At 62.9% G+C, this 26,697-nt stretch carries 27 protein-coding genes; 13 read left to right on the top strand and 14 right to left on the bottom strand.

Annotated elements, in window-relative coordinates; all coding sequences use genetic code 11:
• Window positions 1-29 precede the first annotated feature (29 nt).
• Complete coding sequence (purE, locus tag NKJ40_RS08830; protein WP_352465749.1) at window positions 30-527, top strand: 5-(carboxyamino)imidazole ribonucleotide mutase; 498 nt, start codon at window positions 30-32, stop codon at window positions 525-527.
• A complete protein-coding gene (locus tag NKJ40_RS08825; protein ID WP_352465748.1) occupies window positions 524-1,600 on the top strand; it encodes a 5-(carboxyamino)imidazole ribonucleotide synthase in 1,077 nt (358 codons plus the stop codon). Before purE ends, NKJ40_RS08825 begins: the two co-directional genes overlap by 4 nt.
• A 71-nt stretch (window positions 1,601-1,671) precedes the next feature.
• On the opposite strand, the gene NKJ40_RS08820 is transcribed toward NKJ40_RS08825, so the two are convergent.
• The gene (locus NKJ40_RS08820; RefSeq protein ID WP_352465747.1) at window positions 1,672-2,094 is read right to left on the bottom strand and encodes a lysozyme inhibitor LprI family protein; all 423 of its coding nucleotides are present in this window, start codon (window positions 2,092-2,094) and stop codon (window positions 1,672-1,674) included.
• Between the two features lie 249 nt (window positions 2,095-2,343).
• On the opposite strand from NKJ40_RS08820, the gene ykgO reads away from it, so the two are divergent.
• Window positions 2,344-2,469: a type B 50S ribosomal protein L36 gene (ykgO, locus tag NKJ40_RS08815; RefSeq protein ID WP_006327841.1), complete on the top strand. Its 126-nt coding sequence runs from the start codon at window positions 2,344-2,346 to the stop codon at window positions 2,467-2,469.
• Between the two features lie 95 nt (window positions 2,470-2,564).
• Window positions 2,565-3,164, top strand: a complete 600-nt coding sequence (locus tag NKJ40_RS08810; protein WP_352465746.1) for a tetratricopeptide repeat protein — start codon at window positions 2,565-2,567, stop codon at window positions 3,162-3,164.
• Between the two features lie 41 nt (window positions 3,165-3,205).
• Here NKJ40_RS08810 and NKJ40_RS08805 read toward each other — a convergent pair whose 3' ends face one another.
• From NKJ40_RS08805 to NKJ40_RS08795, 3 genes are all read right to left on the bottom strand, one after another.
• A complete protein-coding gene (locus tag NKJ40_RS08805; RefSeq protein ID WP_352465745.1) occupies window positions 3,206-4,273 on the bottom strand; it encodes an NAD(P)H-dependent flavin oxidoreductase in 1,068 nt (355 codons plus the stop codon).
• Between the two features lie 215 nt (window positions 4,274-4,488).
• Window positions 4,489-5,919 carry a pyruvate kinase gene (pyk, locus tag NKJ40_RS08800; protein ID WP_352465744.1) on the bottom strand — a complete coding sequence of 477 codons (1,431 nt, stop codon included), beginning with the start codon at window positions 5,917-5,919 and terminating at the stop codon, window positions 4,489-4,491.
• Window positions 5,916-6,362, bottom strand: a complete 447-nt coding sequence (locus tag NKJ40_RS08795) for a DUF1036 domain-containing protein (protein WP_502903696.1) — start codon at window positions 6,360-6,362, stop codon at window positions 5,916-5,918. Before NKJ40_RS08795 ends, pyk begins: the two co-directional genes overlap by 4 nt.
• A 285-nt stretch (window positions 6,363-6,647) precedes the next feature.
• On the opposite strand from NKJ40_RS08795, the gene NKJ40_RS08790 reads away from it, so the two are divergent.
• The 4 genes from NKJ40_RS08790 (at window position 6,648) to NKJ40_RS08775 (ending at window position 9,581) form a co-directional block, all read left to right on the top strand.
• Window positions 6,648-7,445 carry an N-formylglutamate amidohydrolase gene (locus NKJ40_RS08790; RefSeq protein ID WP_352465743.1) on the top strand — a complete coding sequence of 266 codons (798 nt, stop codon included), beginning with the start codon at window positions 6,648-6,650 and terminating at the stop codon, window positions 7,443-7,445.
• 27 nt (window positions 7,446-7,472) lie between these two features.
• On the top strand, window positions 7,473-7,781 hold the full coding sequence (locus tag NKJ40_RS08785) for a DUF1244 domain-containing protein (protein ID WP_352465742.1): 309 nt from the start codon (window positions 7,473-7,475) through the stop codon (window positions 7,779-7,781).
• Between the two features lie 10 nt (window positions 7,782-7,791).
• On the top strand, window positions 7,792-8,253 hold the full coding sequence (locus tag NKJ40_RS08780; protein WP_352465741.1) for a cupin domain-containing protein: 462 nt from the start codon (window positions 7,792-7,794) through the stop codon (window positions 8,251-8,253).
• A gap of 146 nt (window positions 8,254-8,399) precedes the next feature.
• A complete protein-coding gene (locus tag NKJ40_RS08775; protein ID WP_352465740.1) occupies window positions 8,400-9,581 on the top strand; it encodes an MFS transporter in 1,182 nt (393 codons plus the stop codon).
• Here the strand turns inward: NKJ40_RS08775 and NKJ40_RS08770 are convergent.
• Window positions 9,539-10,450 carry a LysR family transcriptional regulator gene (locus tag NKJ40_RS08770; protein ID WP_352465739.1) on the bottom strand — a complete coding sequence of 304 codons (912 nt, stop codon included), beginning with the start codon at window positions 10,448-10,450 and terminating at the stop codon, window positions 9,539-9,541. The genes NKJ40_RS08775 and NKJ40_RS08770 overlap by 43 nt on opposite strands.
• A gap of 94 nt (window positions 10,451-10,544) precedes the next feature.
• On the opposite strand from NKJ40_RS08770, the gene NKJ40_RS08765 reads away from it, so the two are divergent.
• On the top strand, window positions 10,545-11,504 hold the full coding sequence (locus NKJ40_RS08765; protein ID WP_352465738.1) for an SDR family oxidoreductase: 960 nt from the start codon (window positions 10,545-10,547) through the stop codon (window positions 11,502-11,504).
• A gap of 65 nt (window positions 11,505-11,569) precedes the next feature.
• Here NKJ40_RS08765 and NKJ40_RS08760 read toward each other — a convergent pair whose 3' ends face one another.
• The 6 genes from NKJ40_RS08760 to NKJ40_RS08735 all read right to left on the bottom strand — a co-directional run bounded on the left by NKJ40_RS08760 (window position 11,570) and on the right by NKJ40_RS08735 (window position 19,821).
• A complete protein-coding gene (locus NKJ40_RS08760) occupies window positions 11,570-11,728 on the bottom strand; it encodes a DUF3309 family protein (RefSeq protein ID WP_023678456.1) in 159 nt (52 codons plus the stop codon).
• A 92-nt stretch (window positions 11,729-11,820) separates the two neighbouring features.
• Window positions 11,821-14,997 carry an efflux RND transporter permease subunit gene (locus tag NKJ40_RS08755; RefSeq protein WP_352465737.1) on the bottom strand — a complete coding sequence of 1,059 codons (3,177 nt, stop codon included), beginning with the start codon at window positions 14,995-14,997 and terminating at the stop codon, window positions 11,821-11,823.
• Window positions 14,998-14,999: 2 nt separating this feature from the next.
• Window positions 15,000-16,211 (bottom strand): efflux RND transporter periplasmic adaptor subunit, encoded by a 1,212-nt coding sequence (locus NKJ40_RS08750; RefSeq protein WP_352465736.1) that lies wholly within the window; start codon window positions 16,209-16,211, stop codon window positions 15,000-15,002.
• Window positions 16,212-16,593: 382 nt separating this feature from the next.
• A complete protein-coding gene (locus NKJ40_RS08745) occupies window positions 16,594-17,724 on the bottom strand; it encodes a patatin-like phospholipase family protein (RefSeq protein ID WP_352465787.1) in 1,131 nt (376 codons plus the stop codon).
• A 26-nt stretch (window positions 17,725-17,750) separates the two neighbouring features.
• Window positions 17,751-18,533, bottom strand: a complete 783-nt coding sequence (locus NKJ40_RS08740) for a 3-hydroxybutyrate dehydrogenase (protein WP_352465735.1) — start codon at window positions 18,531-18,533, stop codon at window positions 17,751-17,753.
• 199 nt (window positions 18,534-18,732) lie between these two features.
• Complete coding sequence (locus tag NKJ40_RS08735) at window positions 18,733-19,821, bottom strand: citrate synthase/methylcitrate synthase (RefSeq protein ID WP_352465734.1); 1,089 nt, start codon at window positions 19,819-19,821, stop codon at window positions 18,733-18,735.
• A 92-nt stretch (window positions 19,822-19,913) separates the two neighbouring features.
• Between NKJ40_RS08735 and NKJ40_RS08730 the strand changes: the two genes are divergently transcribed.
• On the top strand, window positions 19,914-21,062 hold the full coding sequence (locus tag NKJ40_RS08730) for a citrate/2-methylcitrate synthase (RefSeq protein ID WP_352465733.1): 1,149 nt from the start codon (window positions 19,914-19,916) through the stop codon (window positions 21,060-21,062).
• A 41-nt stretch (window positions 21,063-21,103) separates the two neighbouring features.
• On the opposite strand, the gene NKJ40_RS08725 is transcribed toward NKJ40_RS08730, so the two are convergent.
• Window positions 21,104-21,757, bottom strand: coding sequence for a TetR/AcrR family transcriptional regulator (locus NKJ40_RS08725; protein ID WP_352465732.1), 654 nt, complete (start codon window positions 21,755-21,757; stop codon window positions 21,104-21,106).
• A 101-nt stretch (window positions 21,758-21,858) separates the two neighbouring features.
• On the opposite strand from NKJ40_RS08725, the gene NKJ40_RS08720 reads away from it, so the two are divergent.
• Window positions 21,859-22,305: a hypothetical protein gene (locus NKJ40_RS08720; protein ID WP_352465731.1), complete on the top strand. Its 447-nt coding sequence runs from the start codon at window positions 21,859-21,861 to the stop codon at window positions 22,303-22,305.
• 109 nt (window positions 22,306-22,414) lie between these two features.
• Here the strand turns inward: NKJ40_RS08720 and phaR are convergent, their stop codons facing one another.
• Window positions 22,415-23,023, bottom strand: coding sequence for a polyhydroxyalkanoate synthesis repressor PhaR (phaR, locus tag NKJ40_RS08715; RefSeq protein WP_352465730.1), 609 nt, complete (start codon window positions 23,021-23,023; stop codon window positions 22,415-22,417).
• A 278-nt stretch (window positions 23,024-23,301) separates the two neighbouring features.
• On the opposite strand from phaR, the gene NKJ40_RS08710 reads away from it, so the two are divergent.
• Together NKJ40_RS08710 and phbB are read left to right on the top strand one after the other, a co-directional pair.
• Window positions 23,302-24,486, top strand: a complete 1,185-nt coding sequence (locus tag NKJ40_RS08710; protein ID WP_352465729.1) for an acetyl-CoA C-acetyltransferase — start codon at window positions 23,302-23,304, stop codon at window positions 24,484-24,486.
• Window positions 24,487-24,590: 104 nt separating this feature from the next.
• Complete coding sequence (gene phbB / locus NKJ40_RS08705) at window positions 24,591-25,316, top strand: acetoacetyl-CoA reductase (RefSeq protein ID WP_352465728.1); 726 nt, start codon at window positions 24,591-24,593, stop codon at window positions 25,314-25,316.
• Between the two features lie 67 nt (window positions 25,317-25,383).
• Here phbB and NKJ40_RS08700 read toward each other — a convergent pair whose 3' ends face one another.
• Entirely contained in the window at window positions 25,384-26,634 is a 1,251-nt protein-coding gene (locus NKJ40_RS08700) for an FAD-dependent oxidoreductase (protein WP_352465727.1), read from the bottom strand.
• Between the last annotated feature and the right edge of the window lie 63 nt (window positions 26,635-26,697).

Here is a 26,697-nt window from a genome sequence, read left to right as displayed (position 1 = left end):
GCGCGCCTTTGCTGCCGGGGAGCAGAAGCTTGAACGATCAACGCGCCGACGTCGCCATCATCATGGGCAGCCAGTCCGACTGGGCGACGATGCGCCACGCCGCCGAAACGCTTGAGGCGCTTGGAATTCCGCACAAGCGCCTGATCGTCTCGGCCCACCGCACGCCCGACCGGCTCTATGACTTCGCCAAGGGCGCCAAGGCGGCCGGCTACAAGGTGATCATCGCCGGTGCCGGCGGTGCGGCGCATCTGCCCGGCATGACGGCGGCGATGACGCCGCTGCCGGTGTTCGGCGTGCCGGTGGAATCGAAGACGCTGTCCGGCCAGGATTCGCTGCTTTCGATCGTGCAGATGCCGGCCGGCATTCCGGTCGGCACTTTGGCCATCGGCAAGGCCGGCGCTGTCAACGCCGCCCTTCTGGCTGCCGCGGTGCTGGCGCTGAGCGACGAAAAGCTCGCCGCCCGGCTGGATAGCTGGCGTGCCGCGCAGACCGCCAAGGTCGCCGCCGAGCCCACGGACGCGCCGTGAGCCTGCTGGCGGGATCGACCATCGGCATCATCGGCGGCGGCCAGCTTGGCCGCATGCTGGCGATGGCTGCGGCCCGCCTCGGCTACCGCATCGTCGTGCTGGAGCCGCAGCCGGATTGCCCGGCGGCACAGGTCGCCAACCGGCAGATCGTCGCCGCCTATGACGACGCGGCCGCGCTCGGCGAGCTGGCCGCGGCCAGTGCCGTCGTTACTTATGAATTCGAGAACGTTCCGGTTGCGGCCGCCGCGGCACTGGCCACCATGGTCCCGGTCTATCCGCCGGCACGCGCACTCGAAGTGGCGCAGGACCGGCTGGCGGAAAAGAAATTCCTCAACGGCATCGGCATACCGACCGCGGATTTCAGCCCTGTCGACAATGACGACGAACTGACGGCTGCGCTGAAAAAGTTCAACGGCAGCGGCATATTGAAGACGCGCCGGTTGGGCTATGACGGCAAGGGCCAGCGTGTCTTCCGCAACATGGAAACAGGCGGCTTTGCCGGCACTTGCGAGGCGATGGGCAACGTGCCGTTGATCCTGGAATCCTTCGTCACCTTCGAGCTCGAGATTTCGGTGATCGCTGCGCGCGGCATCGACGGCTCGCTCGCCGCCTACGATCCAGCGTGGAATGTCCATCGCAACGGTATTCTTCACAGCTCGACGCTGCCGGCCGAAGTAAAGTCCGAGACGGCGGCTGCGGCTCAAACGGCGGCGGCAGAGATCCTTGCAGCGCTCGACTATGTCGGCGTCATCGGCGTCGAATTCTTTGTCCTTGCCGACGGTTCGCTGCTGGCCAACGAGATAGCGCCGCGCGTCCACAATTCCGGCCACTGGACGGAGGCCGCCTGCACCGTCTCGCAATTCGAGCAGCACATCCGCGCCGTCGCCGGCCTGCCGCTGGGAAATCCCGCCCGGCAGTTCGACTGCGTCATGGAAAACCTGATCGGCGACGATGTCCGGCGCGTTCCTGAGCTGCTCGCCGAGCCCGATCTGATGCTGCACCTCTATGGCAAGGCCGAGGCGCGGCCCGGCCGCAAGATGGGCCATTTTACGCGCGTGAGCCGCCGCAGCTAGAGCATGATCCCGAAAAGTGGAATCCGGTTTTCGGAAAAGATCATGCTCAAACAAAAAGTTAAATCCTACGCTTACTGGATGTCGCCGCTCTCGTCCTCGTCGGGACTGGCGCAACTCACATCGCCTTCCGCGCAGGTCGAATCGGCGGTGAGCTGCTTGGTGCGGTCGTCGGTCAGCCGTGTCAGGCATTCCGATACCAGCATCGGATAGATCGAGCCGCCCTCGCTGTCCGCGGCGGAATAGCTGCATTCCGCGTCGCGAAAGGCGATCCAGGCGCGCTGCGCCGTCTGCAACAGCTTCCTGGCGTTTGCATCGCTTCCGCTGATGAGCTCCTGGTAGGCCTTGTTGAGCTTAACGTCGGCGGATTTGTAGTCCTCGTCGGCGCAGATGTTCATCATCTGCTGGCTGTCGTCGTTGCGGTCGCATTCCTGCGCATGGGCAACAGAACCTGCCGCAAGGACGGCAAGACAGGTGGACACAAGAATTCGGCGCATGATGATCTCCAATTCGCGGCAACCGCATCATTCCAGCCGTCTCAAGCCCGCGCAATGCCGCAAGGCGCCAGTGCGATATGTGATGATACGAAACGGCCCGTATCGTTTAGACAACGCGCTTACGGCAAGCACTTGCGGTTGACACGGGCAACGCTCCTCGTCTATGAGCCACGCACAGTTCAAAGGCGCGTCTGTGGGCGCGCCTTAATAATTCGGCCCGGGACCGGGCCCAGACCGACGGGCAAGACCATGAAGATCAAGAATTCGCTCAAGGCGTTGAAGGCGCGTCACCGCGACAACCAGCTGGTTCGTCGCAAGGGCCGCGTCTACATCATCAACAAGACCGCTCCGCGCTACAAGGCGCGCCAAGGTTGAGTTTTCGACCGGAGGCTGCGTGCCTCCGTGCGCATGATACGCCTCTCACGCTAAATTCAGTTTGACGATCCGGCGTCGGGGGCTAGATTCCCGCGATGCGGATTCTTTTTGCATTTTTCACGGCTTTCCTCGTTTCCGGCGCTGTCTCGCTGCCGGCTTGGGCTGAAGATCCGACCACAACTCCGCCGACAGCACCTCCGGTCGTCAAGACGAAACAGGCGCGGCTCGATCAGCTATTTGCCGATCTCAAGCGCGAACGCAATGAAAAGGCCGCCGAGCGCATCGCCGGACGCATCGGCAGCGAGTGGTCCCAGTCGGGCGGCGCCTCTATCGACTTGATGATGCAATGGTCGCAAAAGGCGATCGAAAACCAGAAATTCGATGTCGCACTCGATTTCCTCGATCAGGTGGTGACTTTGCAGCCGACCTATGCGGAAGGCTGGAACCGGCGCGCCACTGTTCATTTCATGATGAAGAACTACGGGAAGTCGATGGCAGACATCGACCGCACCCTGCAGCTCGAACCACGCCATTTCGGCGCGCTTTCGGGCCTGGCCCAGATCATGGCCGAAACCGGCCACAAGCAGTCGGCGCTCGAAGCCTGGCAGCGCGTTCTCGGCATCTACCCAATGATGCGCAGCGCCCAGGACCAGGTCGCCGCACTTTCCGAGGAGCTTGCCGGCGAAGGCATTTGAGACCAGTAAGGGAGCCCCTACTCCCCTACTCCCCTACTCCCCTACTCCCCTACTTCTATGCCGCTTGCTTCCGTGACGAGTTTCTCCACAAGGGCGGCCGCCGGCATCTCCCGCAGCTTCGCAACGCCCTGCCCGGCCCAAATGGGCAAGAAGTCAGCCCGCTTGCTTTCATCTTTTGCCATTGAAAGCGGCATGACCAGACTCGCCTGTAGCGGAAACGCCAGCGCAGCATCTTCCTCACCAGCCATTTCCATCACAAACCGGTTGCGCACCACGCGCGCTGGGCGGCCAGTGAAGCAGCGAGTCACCGACGTGCTCTCGTCGTTGGCCGAGCGCAATGCCACGCGATAGACTGGCTGCACATTGGCTTCAGGACAGGCCAGGAAAGCCGTGCCGATCTGCACGCCAGATGCACCAAGTGCAAAGCTGGCAGCAATGCCGCGACCGTCGAAGATACCGCCGGCGGCAATTACAGGCACCCGCACGGCATCAACAATCTGCGGCACGAGGGCCATAGTGCCGGCTGTGCCGATAGCAGGGTCGCCAGTGAATGTGCCGCGATGCCCACCCGCTTCGTATCCCTGGGCGATAATGGCGTCCACCCCTCCTGCCTCAAGCTGGCGCGCTTCCGAGACAGTGGTAGCCGAACACAAGACAATACAGCCGGCGGCCTTCAACTGCTGCACAAATGCGGGGTCGGGCAGGCCGAAGTGAAAGCTGACCACCTTGGGGCGCAGTTCGAGCACAATTTCGAGACGCTCACGATCGAAGGTGGGGAATGGCTCCCCCGCTTCGGGCATCGGTCCGAGGCCGACCTCCTCATAGCAGCCGCGAAGGCGGTCGCGCATACTTTGGGCTGCCGCATCATCGTGTATCGGCGCCGGGTGCGCAAAGAAGTTGACGTTGATCGGACGATTGGTGGCGTGCTGCGTCACCACGAGCTGCTCGCGGATAGCTGCCGCAGGCAGAATGCCGCATCCGAGCGAGCCAAGCGCCCCGGCATTGCTGACTGCCGCCGCGAGTTCCGGCGTGGCGATGCCGCTCATCGGCGCCTGGATTATCGGGTGCTCAATGCCGAGGAGTTCCAGAAGATCAGTGCGCATCCACATTGGATCACCCTCCTCTTTCTCCCAGGAGAGATTACCTTAACTGACTTCCAGCTCAAGTCGGATAGGGCCTTCGAACCGCTTCACGGCCGGCCACAGGCTGATGCAAGCTGGCGGCGTTCGGCGTCGATCCTAACCCAACTGCCGTCGATGCGCCGGGCTGGCGCCGCGTTTACGACGCGCCATGCAGCCGGCCCATCCGGCAGCCGCCGCCGACATTAGCGGCCGACTTCCGATCCGACATAAGCGATGCGCAGCATGTTGGTCGATCCCGGCGTCCTCAGCGGCACGCCGGCGGTGATGATGACGCGGTCGCCCGGCTTGCCGAAACCTTCGTCGAAGGCGATGCGGCAGGCGCGGTCGACCATGTCGTCGAGGTCGCTGGCATCGGGGGAAACGACGCAATGCGTGCCCCACAACAGCGACAGCCGCCGCGCCGTGTTGAGGATCGGCGACAGCGCCACGATCGGCACTTGCGGCCGCTCGCGCGCGGCGCGCAGGCCGGTCGTGCCGGACGCGGTATAGGTGATGATCGCCGACAGCTTCAGCGTCTCGGCTATTTCGCGGGCGGCGAGCGAGATCGCGTCGGCTCCGGTCGCTTCCGGTTCCGAGCGCTGCGCATTGATAATTCCAGCATAGGTCGGGTCGGTTTCGACCTTGGTGGCGATCCGGTCCATCATCGCCACCGCCTCGACCGGATAGGCGCCGGCGGCGGACTCTGCCGAAAGCATGATCGCATCGGCGCCTTCAAACACCGCGATCGACACGTCCGAGACCTCCGCACGGGTCGGCACCGGCGCGGTGATCATCGATTCCAGCATCTGCGTGGCGACCACCACCGGCTTGCCGGCACGGCGCGCGGCGCGGGTGATCTGCTTCTGGATGCCTGGCACGGCTTCGAGCGGCATCTCGACGCCGAGATCGCCGCGGGCGACCATCAGCGCATCCGAAAGCTCGATGATCTCGGCCAGCCGGGCGACGGCCTGTGGCTTTTCGATCTTGGCCATGATAAGCGCCCGGCCGCGTGCGATCTTGCGCGCTTCGGCCAGGTCCTCTGGCCGCTGCACGAAGGACAGCGCCACCCAGTCGACGCCGGTCGCCAGAACCGCGTCGAGATCCCGGCGGTCCTTTTCCGTCAGCGCGCCGACCGGCAGGTCGGTGTCGGGCAGGCTGACGCCCTTCTTGTCGGAAATGGTCGTGCCGGCGACGACGGTGCAGACGATCGCCTTGCCGTTGCTGCTGACCGCCTTGAGCTCGAGCTTGCCGTCGTCGATCAGCAGGCGATGACCAGCCTCGACCGAACGCAGGATTTCGGGATGCGGCAGGTATACCCTCGTCGAATTGCCGGGCTCGGGATTGTCGTCTAGCGTGAGGGTCTGACCGACGATCAGCACCTCTTTGCCGTTGGCGAACTTGCCGACGCGCAGCTTTGGCCCTTGCAGGTCGGCGAGAACGCCGATCGGCCGGCCGACCGCCTCCTCGACGGCACGAATGCGGCCGACGAGCGTCCGCATCAATTCATGGTCGGTGTGGCTCATATTGATGCGGAACACGTCGGCGCCGGCTTCGAACAGCTTCTTCAGCATCTCCTCGGACGAGGAGGCCGGACCGATGGTGGCGAGGATCTTGACCTTGCGGCTGCGTCTCATTGACTGTTTGTTCCCGGGGCGGCTGGAGCGCCATCCGTTGCTGGCTCGTCAGTCAGCTGGACCATCCAGCTTGCCTGCTCGCCCGTGTCATATTCCTGGAATCCGGCGCGCTGAAAGCCCCGGGCGACGCAATCGGTAACGCCGGCGATCTTGAACTCTTTTTCGGCCACGCACATGTTGATCGGGCCATCCCAGCGTCCGCCGCGCTCGGCGTCTTCTGCATAAAGATAGTAAAATCTTGATGACAACGGTCCCTCGATCAGCGTCTTGCAGCTCGATCCTTCGATGTGCCACCAGCCTTCGGTAATCCAACCGGCCTTGGCGCGATAGCCGATGCCGACGCCGACCAGGTTCTGCGTGGCATTGCAGACGCGGAAATCGGCCCGTGCCGGCGAGGCCGAAATCACCGCGAAAAGGCCCATGGCCAGTATCAGGAGCGGCATGGCCAAGGCATGGCGCACACGCAGCCTGCCGGCGAAACCCATCCTGAAACCCCTCAAGAACCACATGTGCATCTCTCAACGCCCCTTTTCGGAAAAGTCCGTACGCATGTCAACGCGCCGATCTGTCCAATTCCAATCGATTTAGAAGGCTCTGGCGCGCTTGCGGTCGCCCCTGCTCAGTTTTTTGGCAGAAACCGTGGCCAAACAACGGCATTGCGCGAGCGTTCTCTTCATGGAATGACATACCACCCTCCCCGGAAGCCAGCGAACAGACCTTTCCCGCCAATGACCCGATCCACAGTTTTCGCGCCTTTCGACATCGTCGAAGGCGACCGCAAGCGCGGCATGGTACTTCTGGCCGATCACGCCCGCCGCGACCTGCCGGACGAGTATGGCAGCCTCGGCCTGCCGGCGGCGGAGTTCGACCGCCACATCGCCTACGACATCGGCGTCGAGACTGTAACCCGCGAACTCGCAAGTCTGCTCGGCGTTCCGGCGGTGCTTGCCAATTTTTCGCGACTGCTGATCGACCCCAATCGCGGCGAAGACGATCCAACGCTGATTCGCCAGCTCTATGACGGCACCGTCATCCCGGGAAATTATCCCATGGCGCCGGAGGAGCGCGAAAGACGGCTGGACCGCTTTTACCGCCCCTATCATGATGCTGTTGGCGCCATGATCGCCTCAGTGGCGCAAGCATCCGCGCAGGCACCCTTCATCTTTTCGGTGCATTCCTTCACACCGACCATGCAGGGATTCGTGCGGCCGTGGCACGTCGGCATATTGTGGGACATCGACGACCGCGTGGCACGGCCGCTGATCGACATGCTCTCCGAGGACAACAGCCTCATCGTCGGCGATAACGAACCCTATGACGGCGCACTGCGCGGCGATACCATGTTCAGGCACGCCATCGTCAACGGCTTTGCCCATGCGCTGCTCGAGATCCGCCAGGACCTGATCGCCGACCGGAAGGGTGCCCTCGCCTGGGCCGAACGGCTGGCGCCGATCGTTGACGCGATAGATCGACGTGCCGATATACATGCGGTGAAAATATTCGGCTCGCGCACCGGGCCGGTATGATGGAGGCCCAAGGGAGGCCAACAGGACATGACCGAACTCAGCGACGAACAAAAGTGCGATTTCGAAGCCGCTGCCTTCCGCCGGCTGGTCGCGCATCTGCGCGAGCGTTCCGACGTACAGAACATCGACCTGATGAACCTCGCCGGCTTCTGCCGCAACTGCCTGTCCAACTGGTACCGCGATGCGGCGCAAGCCGAAGGTGTCGAACTCAGCAAGGAACGGTCGCGCGAGATCATCTACGGCATGCCCTATGCCGAGTGGCAGGCACTGAATCAGGTCGAAGCCTCCGACGCCAAGAAGGCCGAGTTCGAGGCAAGACGCCCTAGGGATCACTAGGGAGGACGCCGTGCCTAAGATCGACGTTGCCGACGTGCCCGGACGCAAGGGCTCATCCTATCCACCGCCGTTCGATGCACCTTGTGCCGAACGCGTGCGGCAGCGGCTGGGCAACGCCGGCGGGCTCACCGACTTCGGCATCAATCTCATGCGCCTGCCGCCGGGCAACTGGTCGAGCCAGCGCCACTGGCATTCGCACGAAGACGAATTCGTCTACGTGCTCGAAGGCGAGCTGACGCTCGTCGAAGATGCCGGCGAGACGGTGCTGCGCGCCGGTGACTGCGCGGCCTTTCCGAAAGGCTCAGGCAATGGCCATCACATGATCAACAAATCGGGCGCGATGGCGATCTATCTCGAAGTCGGTTCGCGCCGGCCCGACGACGTCACCACCTGCTCCGACATCGACATGATGAGCACCAACGCCGACGGCCACTTTTTGCACAAGGATGGCGTACCTTATCCCGAGCCGTAGGGATTTCGGAGTGGACCGCCGAGATGGTTGGCCGACGCGAGAGGACGTAGCGCCTGGTCCAAGCACTTTCGGCGAAGAGCGCTTGACTGTGAATTGAATCGATCTAATTTGCCGCGCAAAGCCATTTCCGGACCGGATTCTACCCGATGGACGCGCAGAAAATCATGCAGACCGCGATTCGTGGACGCTGGGCAGTGGCCTGCATCTTCCTCGCCAACGGCTTTCTGACCGGCAGCTGGGCGCCGCAGATCCCGGTGTTCCTGACCCGGCTGGACATCAGCAAGTTCACGCTCGGCCTGCTGATCCTCTTGTTCGGTGCCGGCGCCGTCACCGCCATGACCTGGTGCGGCCATCTGATCTCGAAGCATGGCTCGCGCACGGTGCTGCGCTGGTTCGGACTTGCCGGCAGCTTCGGCCTTTTGGTCGTGGCCCTGGCCCCCAACGTGCCCTTGGCGGCCGTCGCCATGTTCATCTTCGGCGGTTCGATCGGCGGCATGGACGTCGCCATGAATGCCAATGCAGTGGCAGTCGAACGGCGGCTGTCCCGTGCCATCATGTCGTCCTCGCACGGCTTCTGGAGCCTTGGCGGTTTCGCCGGCAGCGCTTTGGGGGGTTTCGCCATCCAGAACTACGGTCACCTCGCCCATGCGACAGTGGTGACGGCTCTTGCCTTTGCCGTCATCGCCGTAGCGATCCGCTACCTGATCGTCGAGGACAAGCACCCAGTCGCCGAGCACCACAAATTTGCTCTGCCGGCAAACCCGCTGGTCTATCTGGTTGGGCTGATGGCGCTGCTGACGATGATCTCCGAAGGTGCGGTACTCGACTGGGCGGCGCTGTATCTCAGGCAGGAGCTCGGCGCCGATCTTGCCATCGCAGGCCTGGCCTATGCCGCCTTTTCCGGCGTCATGGCCGTCATGCGCTTTCTCGGCGATGGCGTCCGCAACCGTTTCGGTGCCGTTACGACGCTGCGCGCCTCGGCCCTTGCCGCTGCTGCCGGCATGCTGGTGGCCGGGCTGGCTCCCTCGCCTTGGCTGGCCATTGCCGCCTTTGCCTTTTGCGGCCTCGGCATTGCCAACATGGTGCCGATCATCTTTTCGGCCGGCGGCAACCAGGAGGGCATGGCGTCCGGCACCGGCATGAGCGTCGTCACCACAATGGGTTACTCAGGCATTCTGGTGGCGCCGTCGGCGATCGGCTTCATCGCCGAACACTCGAGCTTCGGCCCGATCTTCGTCGCTCTCTCTGGGCTACTGATCGTCGTGCTGGTGATGGCTGGGCTCGCTCACCGCGCCGAATTTGCTGCCGAGCCTGCACCGGCTGAATAGCGCTTGAACTCTTCGTACAGGAAATCCGCCACGCGGCGGATGCGCACGCTGGTACGCACGTCGCGGTGCATCGCCAGCCACACCGGCAGCGTCGGCAGCGGGAGGCCCGGCAGAACTGTCTCGACCAGCGCATCGCGCTCAGCCAGCGGCTCCTGGCCAAAGCCGATGCCGTTTCCCGCCCGCACCGCTTCCCAAAGCACGATCTGATTGTCGGTCCTGAAGCGGAAGGCATTGCGGGTGAGCGCGACGCCGAATTGGACGAAGCCGCGAATGATCTCATCGCTGCGGTCGAAGCCGACCAGATCGTGGCCGGCCAGATCGCGGGCCTCGCGCGGACGGCCACGCCGGTCGAGATAGGATTTTGCCGCGCAGGCGCGGAGCGGAATGTCGGTCACCTTGCGCGCGACCAGTTCATTCTGCGCCGGCTTGACCATGCGGATGGCAATGTCGGCGTCGCGACGCAAGAGGTTTTCGACCTGGTTCGAGGCGACGATCTCGACCTCGATGCCCGGCTCCTCGACGCCAAGCCTCGCTGTCATTTCCGGCAGCACATAGGCCGCCACCACCTCGCTGGCGGCAATGCGCACCGTGCCCTCGATCGCCTCGACCGATCCCAGCGCCAGCAGCGAAAAGGCGCTCGCTTGTTCGCTCACCGCGCGGCCCCGTTCAAAGAGCGTGCTGCCCGCTTCCGTGAGCGCATAGCCGCGCCGGCCGCGCCGGAACAGGGTGACGCCGAGCGCCTGTTCAAGTTCGGTGATGTGGCGGCCGAGCGTCGGCTGGCTTGCGGCAAGTTTTCGTGCGGCCGCCGATAGGCTGCCGGTCTCCGCGACGGTGACGAAACTCTTGATCAGGTTCCAGTCGATATCCATTCAAAATTGAATATCAGATCGCCAGCTTTAGTCAATTTTCATTCGTTTGCGAGGAGATCACATTGCGGTCGTAGCGCAAACACGGAGACGAACAATGACCAAGATCGCAATTCTCGGCGCCAATGGCCGGCTCGGCCGCACGGTGGCCAAGGCCTTCCTCGATGCCGGCTACGACGTTCGCGCCGTCACCCGCGGCGGCAAGGTGCCGTCGGAGCTCAAAGGCGCCACGGCGATCGCCGGCGACGCGCTCGACCGCGATGCGCTGATCCGCGCCACCGACGGCATTGATATCATTTTCAACGGCCTCAACCCACTCTACACCGACTGGAGCAAATGCCTGCCGATGGCCGAGAATGTGATGGCTGCCTGCCGGGCGAATGGCGCACTGCATCTCTTCCCGGGCACCGTCTACAATTACGGCTCGCCGATGCCGGCGGTGATCACCGAAGACACGCCGTTTCGCCCAACGACGGAAAAGGGCCGCATCCGCGTCGCCATGGAAGATCTGTTTCGCCGCGAGGCCGACGCGGGTCGGGTGCGCACGATCCTGCTGCGCGCCGGTGATTTCTTCGGTGGCACCGGCAGCGGATCGTGGTTCGATCTGGTTGTTGCCGCCAAGATGACCAAGGGTATCTATACGGCACCGGGACCGGTCGACCTCGTGCATGAATGGGCCTATCTGCCGGACCTGGCTAAGGCTTTCGTCGGGCTGGCTGACAAGCTCGGCAAGCTCGGCTCATACGAGGCGCTGAACTTTCCCGGCCATGCGGTGACCGACCTGCAGATCAAGGCAGCCGCGGAGAAGGCGCTCGGGCGCCCTCTGAAACTGACCTCGATGCCGTGGTGGGTGCTGCGTGCCGGCAGCCCGTTTGTGGCGATGTGGCGCGAGATCGTTTCGATGTCCTATCTCCGCTTCGAGCCGCACCGGCTGGCTTCAGGCAGGCTGGAAGGCATTATCGGTGTGATCCCGCACACGCCGCTGGAAAATGCAGTGTCGGAAGCGCTCGAGGATATCGGCATCGCCACGCTCAAGACGACGCAAAAAGTTGCCTAACAACAAACCAAAAAAGGCGGATGGCCAGATGGTCATCCGCCGCTTGTCACGACCAATGATTGCGGTCAGATCCGGCCCATCAACAGCAGCACCAGGACAACGATCAGGATGACGCCGACGATGCCGGAAGGTCCGTAACCCCAGGACCGCGAATGCGGCCACGCCGGAACCGCGCCGATCAGAATAAGAATAAGAATAATGATGAGAATGGTGCTGATCGTCATCAGAAAATCCTCGCTTTGAGGTTGCAATGACGGAACAATGCAGAAGGCCGCCCATTGTTCCCGGGCGGCCTTTGCTTGATTGGGACGTCGATCTATTCGGCGGCCTTCGGGAAGGCGATCGCCGGTTCGGTGCCCAGATCGGCCTCCAGGCCCTCCGAGGAGATCTCGGGCTTGCCACGCCCGAACAGGCGGCTGAACCAGCCACGACGCGCACCGGGTTTGACCTTGGCGCGAGTGAACACCATCAGCATCGACGGCGTCACCACCAGCGTCAGCACGGTGGCGAAGGACAGCCCGAAGACGATCGCCGACGACAGCGAAATCCACCATTGCGTCGACGGCGCGTTGATCGTCGTCTCGTGATGGAAGATTTCGAGGCCGAGGCCGAAAGCGATCGGCAGCACGCCGAGGATCGCCGACACTGCCGTCAGCACCACCGGGCGGGCACGTTCGCGGCAGGTCTGCAGAACGGCTTCGTATTTGTCCCAGCCCTCTTCGCGCAACCGGTCATAGGTGTCGATCAGCACGATGTTGTTGTTCACCACCACACCGGCCAGCGCGATGACACCGATGCCCGACATGACGATACCGAATGCCTCTCCCGTCAGCAGCAACCCGAGGAACACGCCGATCGTCGCCATGACCACGCAGGACAGCACCAGCCAGACGCTGGTGAACTTGTTGAACTGCGCCAGAAGCACGATGAAGATCAGGAAGATCGCCGCGCCGAAGGCTTTGCTGAGGAAGGCACCGGCCTCCGCGCTGTCCTCGTTCGAACCGGCAAGCTTCCAGCGAATGCCGCTGCCGAGATTCATGTCTGCGACAGCTTTGGTGACCTCCTGCTGGACGGCAGCCACCTGGGCGCCAGCAGCGACGTTGGCCTGGACGACCACCGTTCGCGCACCGTCGATGCGGTTGAGGATACCGACCGTCGGCTCCGGCTTGCGCACGACGAAATTCGAGATCGGCACCGAGCCTTGCGCGGTCTGCACCCTGAGTTCGTCGAGCGTCGACAGCGTGCGCCGATCCTCGGGCAGGCGCAGCCTGATGTCGACGGCGTCATCGGCGCCGGCGGGCCGGTACTCGCTGAGCTTCAGCCCGTTTGTCACCAATTGCACGACAGTCCCGACCGCGGTCGGGCTGATGCCGTACTGCGCCGCCTTGGCGCGATCGACCTCAAGCGCCCAGTCGACGCCGGGCGGCGCCAGACCGTCGGAAATATCGATGACGCCGGGCACCTTGGCTATGCGCGCGGCGACGGCGCGGGCCTTGTCGTCAAGGCCCTTCGGATCGACGGCCGAAAGCCTGATCTGGATCGGCTTGCCGGTAGGCGGGCCGGCTTCCGGCACGCGAACCTCGACGTCGACACCGGGAATGCCGGCCATCACGCCGCGCAGTTCGTCCAGGATTGAGTTCGCCGATTTACGCTCACGCCAGTCGACGAATTCGTACTGGATCACGCCGACCACGTCTTCCGGAACGTCCTGGCCGCCGCCCTGCGTCTTGCCGACACGGGTATAGACAGACTTCACGCCCGGCCAGCCGAGCAGCCGGTTTTCCGCCGTCTTGGTGGCCGCGTCCATTTCGGCAAGCGAAAGATTGCCGCGGGCATGGACATAGAGCAGGCCGTAGTCCGGCTCGACATTCGGGAAGAATTCGACGCCGGCGCCGAATTTCGAATAGGCGTAGCCTACGCCGAACAACAGCGCCACAGTGAGGACAAGCACGGTGATAGGGAAATGCACCGCCTGCTTGACCACGGCCATGTACCAGCCGTCGCGATTGTCGTCGGGGTGATGGGCCGGCGCCTTGGCAAATATCGCGCCCAGCGTCGGCGCGAAGACCAGCGCATAGAGCATCGAGGCCGAGAGCGTCACGATCAGCGTGATCGGCATATATTTCATGAAATCGCCGATGATTCCCGGCCAGAACAACAGCGGCGAGAAGGCGGCAATGCGCGTCATCGTCGCCGCGATGACCGGGCCGGCCATGCGCTTGGCGGCAAGCGCGAACGCTTGTTCCTTCGGCATGCCCTCGCTCATGCGTCGCTCGGCGAATTCGGTGACGATGATGGCGTCGTCGACCAGCATGCCGACCGCCAGGATGAGACTAAACAGCACGATCATGTTGATCGTGTAGCCCATCATCGCCAGCAACAGGATGCCGATCAGGAAGGATGAGGGGATGGCCAATCCGATCAGCAGCGAGGCACGGCCAGACAGTGCATAGAGGATAACGATGAACACCAGGATGACGGCGATCATCACGTGGTTCTGCAAATCGCCGAGCAACTGGTTCACGAAGACGGACTTGTCTTGCGTGTACGTGACGTGCATGCCCTCCGGCATCGTCTTGATGAAGGCGTCGGACACCTCCCTGACCTTGGCAAGGGTATCGATCAGGTTGGAGCCGATGCGCTTCTTCACCTCGATGGCGATCGCCGGCTTGCCGTCGAGGCGGGTAACCGTCTCGGCGTCCTTGAAGGTCGAGCGGATGGTGGCGATATCCTTGGCCTGCACCACAGCATTGGGGCCGGCGACGACCGGAAGCGCCGCCACATCCTCTGGCGTCTCGATAAGCGACGGCACCTTGACCGCGTATTTGCCCTCGGACCCTTCGATATTGCCGGCGGCGACAAGACTGTTGGAAGCGCCGACCGCACCGATCAACTGGTCGAGCTGCAGCCCGTAGGAAGACAGCTTCATCGGATCGATGACAACTTCGACGAGGTCGTCGCGCGCACCCTGCAGCGAGCCCTCGAGCACGCCAGGCACTTCCTCGATGCGGTCGCGCAGCTCGCGCGCCGCCGCCGTCAGCACGCGCTCGGGCACCTCGCCCGACAGCGTCACGACCAGGACGGGGAATTCGGAGATGTTGACCTCGGTAATAACCGGCTCCTCTGCCGCTTGGGGCAGATCAGCCTTCGCGTCCTGAACCTTCGAGCGTGTATCAGTCACCGCGGTGTCGACTTTTATCGACGGCAGAAACTCAAGAAAGACAAAGGCGCCGCCCTGATAGGCGGATGATTTCATCTCCTTTAACCCCTTGAGACTCTTGAGCTTTGTCTCCAGAGGCCTAAGCAGAAGCCTTTCAGCGTCTTCGGGCGCAATGCCTTGATAGGCGACATTTATGTAAACATAAGGGGTAGGAACGTCCGGTTCCGCTTCCTTCGGCGTCGACTGGTAGGCGACCGCACCGGCAAGGATGAGAAAGACCAGGACCGAAATGGTCAGCCGGGCATTGCTGATTGCAAGTTTGACGATGTCCATGATTACTGCGTCCCGGTCGTCGCTTCGCCCAACAGCTTTTGGATGGTCGCCTGGTCGGCTTCGACCGGCTTGATCACTTCGCCTTCCTTCACCAGCTCCTGGCCGGCGACGATGATGCGGGCGTCGGCCGGAATGCCGCCGAGCACCAGGCCGGTCGGCGTGTCGTCGACCAGGTCGATCGGGAAGAACACGACCTTGTCGTCCTTGTCGACGGCGCGGATGCCGAGGTCGCCCTTGTCGCCGAGCGTCACCACCGACCGCGGCAGCATCACGGCGTCGGTCGGCTGGGCGCTGAGCGCGATTTCGGCCGTCATGCCGGCCGGTACGGAACCATCGGCGTTGGGGATGGCGACTTCGACCCGGAAGGTACGGGTTGCCGAAGATGCATCGCGGCTGATGTAGCGCACGGTGCCCTCGACATTCTGGCCGCTGACCAGACGCACATTTGCCTTGTCGCCGATCTTCAAATAGCCGAGATCGCGTTCGCTGACCTCGCCGCGTGCAATCACCGGATCGAGGCTGAGAATGGTAGCCACCTCGCCGCCCTGCATCACCGAACTGCCAAGCTCCACCGGCACCCGGTCGATAACGCCGTCGAAGGGCGCCTTCACCTCATTGCGGTCGAGCTCAGCTTGCGCGGCGTCCAGTTGCGACTTGGCCAGCGACAGGTTAGAGCGGGCCGTATCGAGCTGCAGCGTCGGCAGATTGCCGGTTTTCATCAACCGCAAGGCCGCAGCCAGTTCCGCCTCACGCTGCACGACAAGCTGCTTGGCGTTGTCGACCGCCGAGATTTTTTCCTCGGCGGCAAGCATCAGGATGAGGTCGCCGGTCTTGACGTGCTGACCCTGCTTGACCGGCAGCTTGTCGATGACGCCGGCGACGCGTGTCGCCAGGACGGCGCGCTTGTCGGCTTCGGTCAGTCCGGAAATGCGGATAGCGCGTGCATAGGTGCGCCGCGGCGGGGTTATGATCGCGACCGTGCGCAAGGGCGCCTTGGGCTGTTCTGCCTCGGCAGTCCCCGGCTTGGCAGCCCCCTGTTCGCCAGTTTGGGGCTTGCCTGCGTCGGCTGCCTTGGGCTGCTCGAGCTCTCCGGTCTTGGGCTTGTTGTCGGCGGACGCGCTGCCGACGGACGAGAATTCGCCTGTCGCCATCCAGCCGGCGAACCCGATGAGCACAACAATGGCTGCAAGCTTGTGAAACCTGAATTTCGGCATCGTCATTTTTTCCAGTGCGCGGGGTTCGGCCAGGCCGCGTCTTCTACTTGGGGCGCGTCGCCGATATGGGTGCGCGCGAGGCCGTATTCAAATTGCCGTGATCGGCGAAGCGCGCTTCTACCTCAAAGTTGCATCGCAATATAGTCAGAAAAGTTGATGGATTGTTGCTTCGTCCGCAAAGATGCGGCTGCAGCATCGGCTGTGATCGCCAAAACAGCGGTATGGCAGCAAGTGTCAGGATGATTGGACAGATTGCGATGTCATCTGCTTTGCGGAGGAGCCAGAACAATTCCAGGAAAAGTGTGAAACGGTTTTCCGTCCGGAATTGCATCAAAACAAAAAGATAGAGCGGTTCGGCGTTTCCGTGCAGCGATGAACCGTTCTAGGCTGGACGGCGGGTGGCCTCGGGCTGCTTGCGCGCCGCAAGAAACTCCTTGACCCGCCGGCCCGGTGCCGGCCCACGCACCGGCTTCAAGCCGTCGTCGAGCTCGCCGGACAGATCGATCGTCGGCCGCTTGCCGACGGCGTCATAATTTTCTTCCAGCCAGTCACTGGCTGCGCTGCGGCCGAGGTCGCGCATATAGGCAAGGAACGCCCATTCGGCATTGACCTTGGACGATGCCGACAGATCCTTGAACGCTTCGTCGGCATCGATGCGGTGCATGCGGATGTCGCGATATTCGCCGTGCGGCAATCGGCCGGCGGCGATCAGTTCCTTGACGAAGGCGATCGAGCGGAATTCGCGCAACAGCCCGGCATTGAAGGTGATCTCGTCGATGCGGTTCTGGATTTCATTGGCGCTCTTCGGCGTCCCCTCGCGGACCACCGGATTAATCTGCACCAAGAGCACGTCCTCGGTGGCCGCCGTCTTGAAGAACGGGAACAGTGCCGGGTTGCCGCCATAGCCGCCATCCCAATAGGGAACGCCCTTGATCTCGACGGCACGGAACAATTGCGGCAGGCAGGCCGACGCCATCACCGTGTCGAGGTCGATCTCGCCGTCCGAGAAGACCCGCAACTGGCCGGTCTCGACATTGGTCGCGGAAATGAACAGTTCCATCGACTTGCAGGCGCGCACATTGTCGAAGTCGATCTCACGTTCGACCACGTCGCGCAGCGGATTGATGGCGAGCGGATTGGCGACATAGGGCGAAAATACCCGAGACATCGTATCGAACAGGAAATAGCCGGGCGTGTTCTCGATCGACCAATTGCCCCAGGCGACGTCCCAAGGCATGCGCTGCACCGGGCTGAAGCGGCCCTTTGCCGCCACCGCACGCCAGAAATCGTCGAGCTTGCGCCGCGCGCCCTCGACCCCGCCGCGGATGAAACCGTCGGCCAGCGCCACGGCATTCATGGCGCCAGCGCTGGTGCCTGAAACCGCCGTTATATCGAGGCGCCCGTCCTCGAGCAGCCGATCGAGCACGCCCCAGGAAAACGCCCCGTGCGAACGGCCGCCTTGCAGCGCGATGTTGATCTTCTTTGGCTCTTCCGCCTTGCCGTTTTTCGGCATGGCGTGGCCCTTGACCGCTGGAAGGCTCACTGAGCGGTCCAGCCGCCGTCGACAGAGATGTGCGTGCCGTTGATCTGCGCCGCCGTATCCGAGCATAGGAACACCGCGGCCGCCGCAACCTGCTCGACGGTGACGAACTCCTTCGTCGGCTGCTTTTCGAGCATGACCTCGCGGACCACCGTCTCGCGGTCCATCTTGTTGGCCTTCATCTGATCGGGGATCTGCGCCTCGACCAGCGGCGTCAGCACATAGCCGGGACAAATGGCATTGCAGGTGATCTTGTCGCGCGCCAGCTCCAGGGCAACCGTTTTGGTCAGGCCCATAATGCCATGCTTGGCCGAGACATAGGCCGACTTGAACGGCGAGGCGACAAGGCCGTGGGCCGAGGCGACGTTGACGATCCGGCCGCCACCGGCCTGTTTCATCAGCGGGATGGCGGCGGCGATGGTGTGGAAGGCCGATGACAGGTTGATGGCGATGATCGCATCCCACTTCTCGATCGGGAAGCTTTCCACCGGCGCGACATGCTGGATGCCGGCGTTGTTGACCAGGATTTCGACCGAGCCGAATGCCTCGGCTGCCTTCGCCACCAAAGCCCGGCACTCGGCCGGCTTCGACATGTCGGCCTTGACGTAGACGGTCTTCACCTTGTGGTGCTTCGCGATCGCATCGGCGATGGCGTGATCGTCGGCGGTGTCAGAAAAGGAATTGACGACGACGTTGCAGCCTTCGGCCGCGAGCGCGTGGGCAATTGCCAGGCCGATGCCCGAGGTGGAACCGGTGACGATGGCGGTTTTTCTGGCGGTCAAGGCGGCTTATTCCTTTCGAGGCGGGCTCCCGTGGAACCATGCTGCACTGCAGCATATAGGCTCTCTGTCACCCAAGAACAGCGGATGTGTGGAGCAATGACATGAAATTTTTGTCATGAGGACCTCTCTCATCTCGACGAGAGAGTGTCCGGCACCGGCTGTAGCGGGCCGGTTTCCGTATGCATTCGGGGAGAAATCCTTAGGCGACGAGGTCCGGCACCGTCCCGATATAGCGCGACTGCGGCCGGATCAGCCGTCCGCTCGTCTGCTGCTCGCGCGCATGGGCGATCCAGCCGGCGACGCGCCCGGCAGCAAAGACATTGGTGAACGCCTCTTTCGGAAAGCCCGCCGCTTCCAGCAGAAGTGCTGTGAAGAACTCGACATTGGTCTGGAGCGAGCGCGACGGCTTGGCGATGCGAAGCACTTCGAGCGCCGCTTGCTCCACGCCTTCAGCAAACGCCAGCCGGTGGCCGGCTTCGCCCTTGGCGCCGAGTTGTCGCACCACCGCTTTCAGCACATCGGCACGCGGATCGCGCACGCGGTAGATGCGATGCCCGAAGCCCATGATGCGGCGGCCGCGCCCGATCTCGTCACGCAGCCAGCCGGCGGCGTCGCCATGCGCCTCGATCGCATCCAGCATCTCGATCACCGGACCTGGCGCGCCGCCATGCAGCGGCCCCTTGAGCGCTCCGAGCCCGGCCAGCACCGCCGAAGTAAGCCCGGCCTGCGTCGAAGCGACCACGCGCGTGGCGAAGGTCGATGCGTTGAGACCATGGTCGCAAACCGTCACGAGATAGGTATCGAGTGCCTTCGCCAACTTCGGCGAAGCCGCAATGCCGGTCAGCATCCGCAGCATGTCGGCGGCATGATCGGCCTTGCTATCAGGCGCAATTGGGCTTTCGCCGCGCTGGAAGCGCAGCAAGGCCGGCGTCAGCACGGCGGGTGCCGCAACCAGCCGCAGCGCGTCCGACGATTTGTCGCCGTCCCGCAGCACGGCGATGCCGGCGCGCATCGCGCTGTAGATATCGAGGGATGCGAGAAACGGCAGCAAGGGTTCGATCTGCTCGAACACTTCGCTGCGCGCCCGACCGATCGCCTTCGCCAGTTCCTTGTCGCCGGGAAGATCGTCGAAAAAGCCGTCGAACAGCAGATGAACCACCTCGGCGTATTTCCAGCGGCCTGCCAGTTCGGGCAACGAATGGCCCCGAATGGTCAGGCGGCCAGCAAGACCGTCGACATCGGAGAGCACCGTTTCCGCCGCCACCACATCATCGAGCCCATTCGCCATTGGTTTTCTCCTTGACCCTTTCTGGGCGGTAGATAAGGGTTGGCGACTGGACCATCAATCTTGATCAACTGAATCAACATGCCAAGGCTAACATGACGGAGTGGCTGACGCGGGACGAAGCCTTAGAGCGTCTCAAGGTGCGCGCTCAGACGCTCTATGCCTATGTCAGCCGCGGACGCATCGGCATGCGGCCGGATCGGGCCGACCCACGCCGCAGTCAGTATCGCGCCGACGACATCGCGGCGCTGGCGAGCCGGCGGGCGCGCGCCCGAAATCCCCAGGCTATCGCCGAAAGTGCAATCGCCTGGGGTGAGCCGGCAATCGCCACCACGATCTCGACCGTTTTGCACGGCCGTCTCGTCTATCGCGGCCAGGATGCGGTTGCACTCTGCGAGACTGCCACGCTGGAGCAGACGGCAAACCTGCTTTGGGCATCCGACGCACCAGTGTCGTTCATCTCGGCGAGCCGCCATGGCAACGGCGCAACTGGCGGGCCGGCTGCCTTCGCGGAATTGGCCGCGTTGGCGGCTAACGGCCGGCCTTCGCTCGGCCGCCGATCGGCTTCGCTCAACCACGATGCGGCCGGCGCCATCGCCGCTTTGGCCCAGGCGCTCGGCGCGGTTCGCGGAAGCGGTGCCGTGCATGAAAGGCTGGCGCAGGGCTGGTCCCTCGATGCTGCCTGCACAGACTTGATCCGCCGCTCGCTCGTGCTGTTGGCCGATCACGAACTGAACGCATCGACCTTCGCCGCGCGGGTCGCCGCGTCGACCGGTGCACCTGTTTCGGCCTGCCTGCTTGCCGGCCTCGCCACGCTCTCCGGTCCGCGCCATGGCGGCGCCGCGGAGGCGGTCATGATGCTGGCGGAGGATGCGCAGAGATTGGGCCCGGATGCGGCTGTCGGTCGCTGGCTCGGTCACGACAGGCCACTGCCCGGATTTGGCCATCCGCTTTATCCCGACGGCGATCCGCGTGCGGAACCGTTGCTGGCCGCGATAGATGTCGATGATGGGGTGTCACGGCTTTGCGATGCGGCCTTTGGGGCAACGGGCATGCGCCCGAACGTCGATTTCGCCTTGGCTGCGCTGACGCGCAGTCTCCGTTTGCCGTCCGATGCGCCGTTCCGTCTGTTCGCGCTCGGCCGCAGCGTCGGCTGGGCCGCGCATGCCGTGGAGCAGGTGACAAGCAGCGGCCTGATCCGGCCGCGCGCCCGCTACCAGGGACCGCTGCCGGAGTTCCATTAGCTGGCGGCGCAATCTCGGCCCCTTTTTTGGGTGCTGGCGGACTAAGCTTTAGATGGAATGGTCATCCGGCTCATGAAAAGTCGGAGAGCCCGCTGCGCGGCCAGGGCTGGCGGCTCGGACGGATGCCATTCCCGGAAATGACCATCGATCGCCATGCGTGCCAACCCGTAAACGAGTGCACGCGCGGCAAGCACAAGATGATCAAAGTCGGTGTCGGGAGCAAGCCGACCCTGTTGTTGCGCTTGCGTCAGCAAGTCGATCATCGTCCGCCGAATAGCCTCATTCTGATCACGAAGGCTGTCCGACCCTTCAAAATCAATCAGGGTTCGGGAACTGATGATCTGGAAATGCGTGGGGTTGGTAATTGCCCATTCCAGATAGCCTTGCCCGATTGCTTCGAAGGCCTCAATGGGATCTGCGCTGTCGATTTTCGACTGCGCCTTGGCAACAGCCTTTGTCAGCCGATCCATGGCCTGTTCGGCGACTGCGGTTAGCAGCGCTGTTTTCGATCGAAAATGCCGGAATGGTGCGCCGGGTGAAACGCCGGCACGTTTTGCGGCCTCGCGTACGGACACATGCTCGGTTCCCCGTTCCTCGATGATCTCCACGGTTGCCGTGATCAAGGCCTCGACGAGATTGCCGTGATGATATCGCTTGGCATCTCCGGCTTCGTCGGAATCAGTAGTCTTGGTCATCTCAGCCAAATAACACGAGAGCGGAATGTAATCACTGATTATTTCCCTTGTGTTCGAGCGCTGCGTATGTAATCACTGCTTACATCGCAACGGAGGTTACCATGTTTCGCATCATCGCAACGACTGCCCTCGCTTTCTCCTTATTGTCGCTCGTATCTGCCGAGGCCGAGGATCGGCCCACCCTGGAAGTCGTCTGGCCGACGGCAGGTTCAGTTGTCGAACTGGGCAATGCTCCTGAGAAGGCGATAGGCGTTGTCGTCAGGAGCAACTTCAGGCTGCTCCCTGCGGGTGAGTGCGGGGAAATCAAGCAATGCGGCCACGTGCATATGAAGATCGATCCCAACGGAGACACCTGCAACATCCCCGGCAAGCCGTACAACAGCATGAACAGCGACTTTGGCGGTGATCTTATCAAGGCCCGTTTCGGCCATTGCCCGGATGCCGCCGGCAGACACGTGATCGGCGTGCTTCTTGCCGATGATCATCACCGGCCCATTCTAGTAGACGGCAAACCTGTTACCGCTCTGGTGACGGTGACCACGAAATAGGGCATGCCACGAAATAGAGCATGGATGACATCTTCACCTTCGAGGCGAAGATGTTTTCTGACACGGGCCTGCTGAGGGAAATTTGGGCCGGCGCTTCGCCGGCCGGCAGTCACGACATCGTGTCGAGCTTGCGCTGCATCGCGGCGATCTGCTCCTTCAGCTCCTGAAGGTCGTCGGGTTTTTCCGATGTTTCCTTCCTGGCCGGTTCGGCCGGCGCTGCTGCCGGCGCAGACCCCCCAGGCGGGAACGGCGTGAACAGCCGCATGGCGTTCTGGAACATCTCCATGTTGCGCCGCGTCTGCTCCTCCAGAACCTTGATCGGCGTCGCGATCTTCATCATGTCCATCGGCGACTTGCCGAGGGCATCTTTCATCTGCTCGCGAAAGCGTTCCTGCTCCTTCGAGAAGGCCAGCATCGACTGTTCGAGAAAGCTCGGCACGATCATCTGCATCTGGTCGCCGTAATAGGCGATGAGCTGACGCAAGAACGGGATCGGCAGCATGTTCTGCCCGTCCTTGTTCTCCAGCTCGAAGATGATCTGGGTCAGCACCGGATGCGTGATGTCGTCACCGGTCTTGGCGTCCTGGACAGTAAAGTCCTCGCCTTTTTTGACCATTTCAGCGAGATCCTCGAGCGTCACATAGGTGCTGGTGCCCGTATTGTAGAGACGGCGATTGGCATATTTCTTGATAACAATAGGTTCGTCTTTTGCGGCCATCTGCATCCTCCCCGGACACCGGGCAGCTTAAGTAAGCCGCCGGTAACGATTGCGCCTTTTTAAAGGATATGCGCAAAAGCGTCATGAATCCAAGCAGTTTGTGCAGTGCGAGAACATTTTATGCTGCGCAGCACGGATGGGCTGCCGTCGCCGCGACGCGCGGCCTGCTTGCGACGGAGCAACGCCCTAGCCATTTCGGGTTTGACTCGGGTTGTGGAAAGGGCAAGAAAAGTCCCCGACGGCACCCGAAATCGTTCCCCGAAAGCCTGGAGAAGAACATGTCCGCTTCCAACGCCATCGTTGTCGCCAGTGCAGCGCGCACGCCTGTCGGCTCCTTCAACGGCGCCTTCGCCAACACGCCAGCCCATGAACTGGGTGCCGTCGCCGTCAGGGAAGCGCTTGTCCGAGCCGGCGTTGACGGCAAGGAGGTGGACGAGGTCATCCTCGGCCAGATCCTGACCGCGGCTCAAGGGCAGAACCCGGCGCGACAGGCGGCTATGGCCGCCGGCGTGCCGCAGGAGGCGACCTCCTGGGGCCTCAACCAGCTCTGCGGCTCCGGCTTGCGCGCCATCGCGCTCGGCATGCAACAGATCGCCCAGGGCGACGCAAGGATCATCGTTGCCGGCGGCCAGGAATCAATGTCGATGGCTCCGCACGCGCAGCATCTGCGCGGTGGCGTCAAGATGGGCGATTTCAAGCTGATCGACACCATGATCAAGGACGGCCTGACCGATGCCTTCTATGGCTATCATATGGGCAACACCGCGGAGAACGTCGCCCGCCAGTTCCAGATCACCCGCGACGACCAGGACCAGTTCGCACTGGCTTCCCAGAACAAGGCCGAGGCCGCGCAGAAAGCCGGAAAATTCAAGGACGAGATCGTTGCCTTCACAGTCAAGGGCAGGAAGGGCGACACGATAGTCGACCAGGATGAATACATCCGCCACGGCGCGACAATCGACGCCATGACCAAGCTCAAGCCCGCCTTCGACAAGGAAGGCACGGTAACCGCTGCCAATGCCTCCGGCATCAACGACGGCGCCGCCGCCGTGGTGCTGATGACCGAAGCGGAAGCCGCAAGGCGCGGCATCACACCGCTGGTGCGTATCGTTTCCTGGGCGACCGCCGGCGTCGACCCGCAGATCATGGGGACGGGACCGATCCCCTCCTCGCGCAGGGCGCTGGCCAAGGCCGGTTGGTCGGTCGGCGACCTCGATTTGGTCGAAGCCAACGAGGCCTTCGCCGCGCAGGCCTGCGCCGTCAACAAGGACATGGGCTGGGACCCGGCGATCGTCAACGTCAATGGCGGCGCCATCGCCATCGGCCATCCGGTCGGCGCCTCGGGCGCGCGCATCTTCAACACGCTGGTCTACGAAATGGGCCGCAGAAATGCCAAGAAAGGTCTTGCGACGCTGTGCATCGGCGGCGGCATGGGTGTTGCCATGTGCGTGGAAGCATTGTGATGAGATAAGCGATACGAATAGGATGCTGGCGCAAAGCGAGTAGGGAATAGAGGGCAAACCCCACCGCTTCAACGCTCAGTCATCTGCATTTCCCGGGAGGACATATGACAAAGGTTGCAATCGTCACAGGCGGGTCGCGCGGCATCGGCGCGGCGATATCGGTCGCCTTGAAAAGCGCCGGCTATTCGGTCGCCGCAAACTACGCGGGCAACGAGGAAGCGGCGGCAAAGTTCAAGGCCGCGACCGGCATCCCGGTCTATAAATGGTCGGTCGCCGACTACGAGGCCTGCGCCGCCGGCATCAAACAGGTAGAGGCCGATCTCGGTCCCGTCTCGGTGCTGGTCAACAATGCCGGCATCACTCGCGACGCGATGTTCCACAAGATGACGCGAGAGCAATGGAAGGAGGTCCTCGATACCAACCTTTCCGGCGTCTTCAACATGACGCATCCGTTGTGGGGCGGCATGCGCGACCGCAAGTTCGGTCGCATCATCACCATCTCCTCGATCAACGGCCAGAAAGGCCAGGTCGGCCAGGTCAATTATTCGGCCTCGAAGGCGGGCGATATCGGCTTCACCAAGGCACTGGCCCAAGAAGGCGCGCGCGCCGGCATCACCGTCAACGTCATCTGCCCCGGCTATATCGCCACCGAGATGGTCAAGGCGATGGACGAGAAGGTCCTTAACGAGCGCGTCATCCCGCAGATCCCGGTCGGCCGTCTCGGCGAGCCGGAGGAGATCGCGCGCTGCGTCGTCTTCCTCGCTTCCGACGATGCCGGTTTCATCACCGGGTCGACCATATCAGCCAATGGCGGCCAGTACATTAGCTGAGGCTTGGGATGTCGCGGATGCCCCCCCGTACCGGCCTGACGGCAGGTACGGGCAGATAACCGGGCTGTCACGCGGCACGTTTCAGCGCTGGGCTGGCTTCAGGCTGGATTTGGGCAATTGAACCTGCCTCGCACGCGGGCGCCGGCAGACGGGCAAGCGGCGCCCGACTGAGGCCCGACAGCTTCAAGGCGATGCGGCGCTTCAGGAATGGTGTGAGGTTCAGCACCGATAGCATGAGGTTGCGGACGAACCGCTTCACCGGACTGCGGGTAAGCGCCATGCCGGTCATCATGGCAGCCAGGTCAAGCACCTCCTGGGCCGCCGGGCGTCGCAGTGTTTCATAGAGTTCGAGCTCCGCTTCCGGGCGCACGCCGTTCACCACGTCGCCAAGCAACTGACCAAGCACGACCGCGTCGACGATGCCGGTGTTCATGCCTTGCCCTCCGGCCGGGCTGTGTACGTGCGCGGCATCGCCCATCAGGAACAACCGGTCCTTGCGGTATGACCGGACCAGGCGGTGATGCACGCGAAAACGCGAGCTCCATTTCAGGTCGAGCACCCGGCCTCGTTTGCCGGTCGGTCCGCGGCTGTCCAGCAGCGCCTGTATGTCTGCGACCGCGGGTTTTTCCGGCGCGTCGTCCATTGTCGCGACGACGCGGTACGATCTGTCCGGAAGCGGCGCCACCACCACCAGCCCGGCTGGCGCAAAGAACAGCGACACTTCGGTTGGCCCAACCGGCCAGTCGAGACGAACGTCGGCGAGAACGAACGACGCCTCATAGGCCGCGCCGTCGAACTCGATGCTGGCCGAGCTGCGCACCAGGCTGTGCATACCGTCGCCGCCAACAACGTAGCGTGCCGATATGATCTTCTCGCTGCCGTTCTCGACCACCGTCACCCACGCACCGTCAGTGTCCTGAACCACGGCCTTGGCCTCGACCATGCGGTGGATCACGCCGCCCAGGGCGGCAATCCGCTCGGCGAACACCTGCTCGGTGAGATTCTGAGGCAGCATCATCAGATAGGGATGCCTCGACGGAAGCCTTCCGAAATCGAGCTTGAGCAGTGCCCGATTGCGGTCGCGGATGGCGAAATTCTGCAGCTTCAGGGCAAGTTCGCTCAGCCGCTGCGTGACGCCCAGCGGCTCCAGCGCTTCCAGCGTCTGAGCGTGGATGACGCCAGCCCGCGAGGTCTGAAGGCCCTCCCCAAGCCTGTCGATCAGAACATGGTCGACCCCGGCCTGGTGCAGCACGATGGACAGCGCCAAGCCGGTCGGGCCGGCGCCAATAATCAGGATTTCCGTTGTATCGGGCAACATTTTCTCTCTCCATTTGTCAACATATGTTGACTTTTTAGCCGAAGCCATTGCATTTGTCAACGA

Origin of the sequence: Mesorhizobium sp. M0119 (genome assembly GCF_040322615.1) — a bacterium.
Lineage (GTDB): Bacteria > Pseudomonadota > Alphaproteobacteria > Rhizobiales > Rhizobiaceae > Mesorhizobium.
Note: the sequence above shows the minus strand (reverse complement) of the source record. Positions and strands in the feature narration are given on the sequence as shown.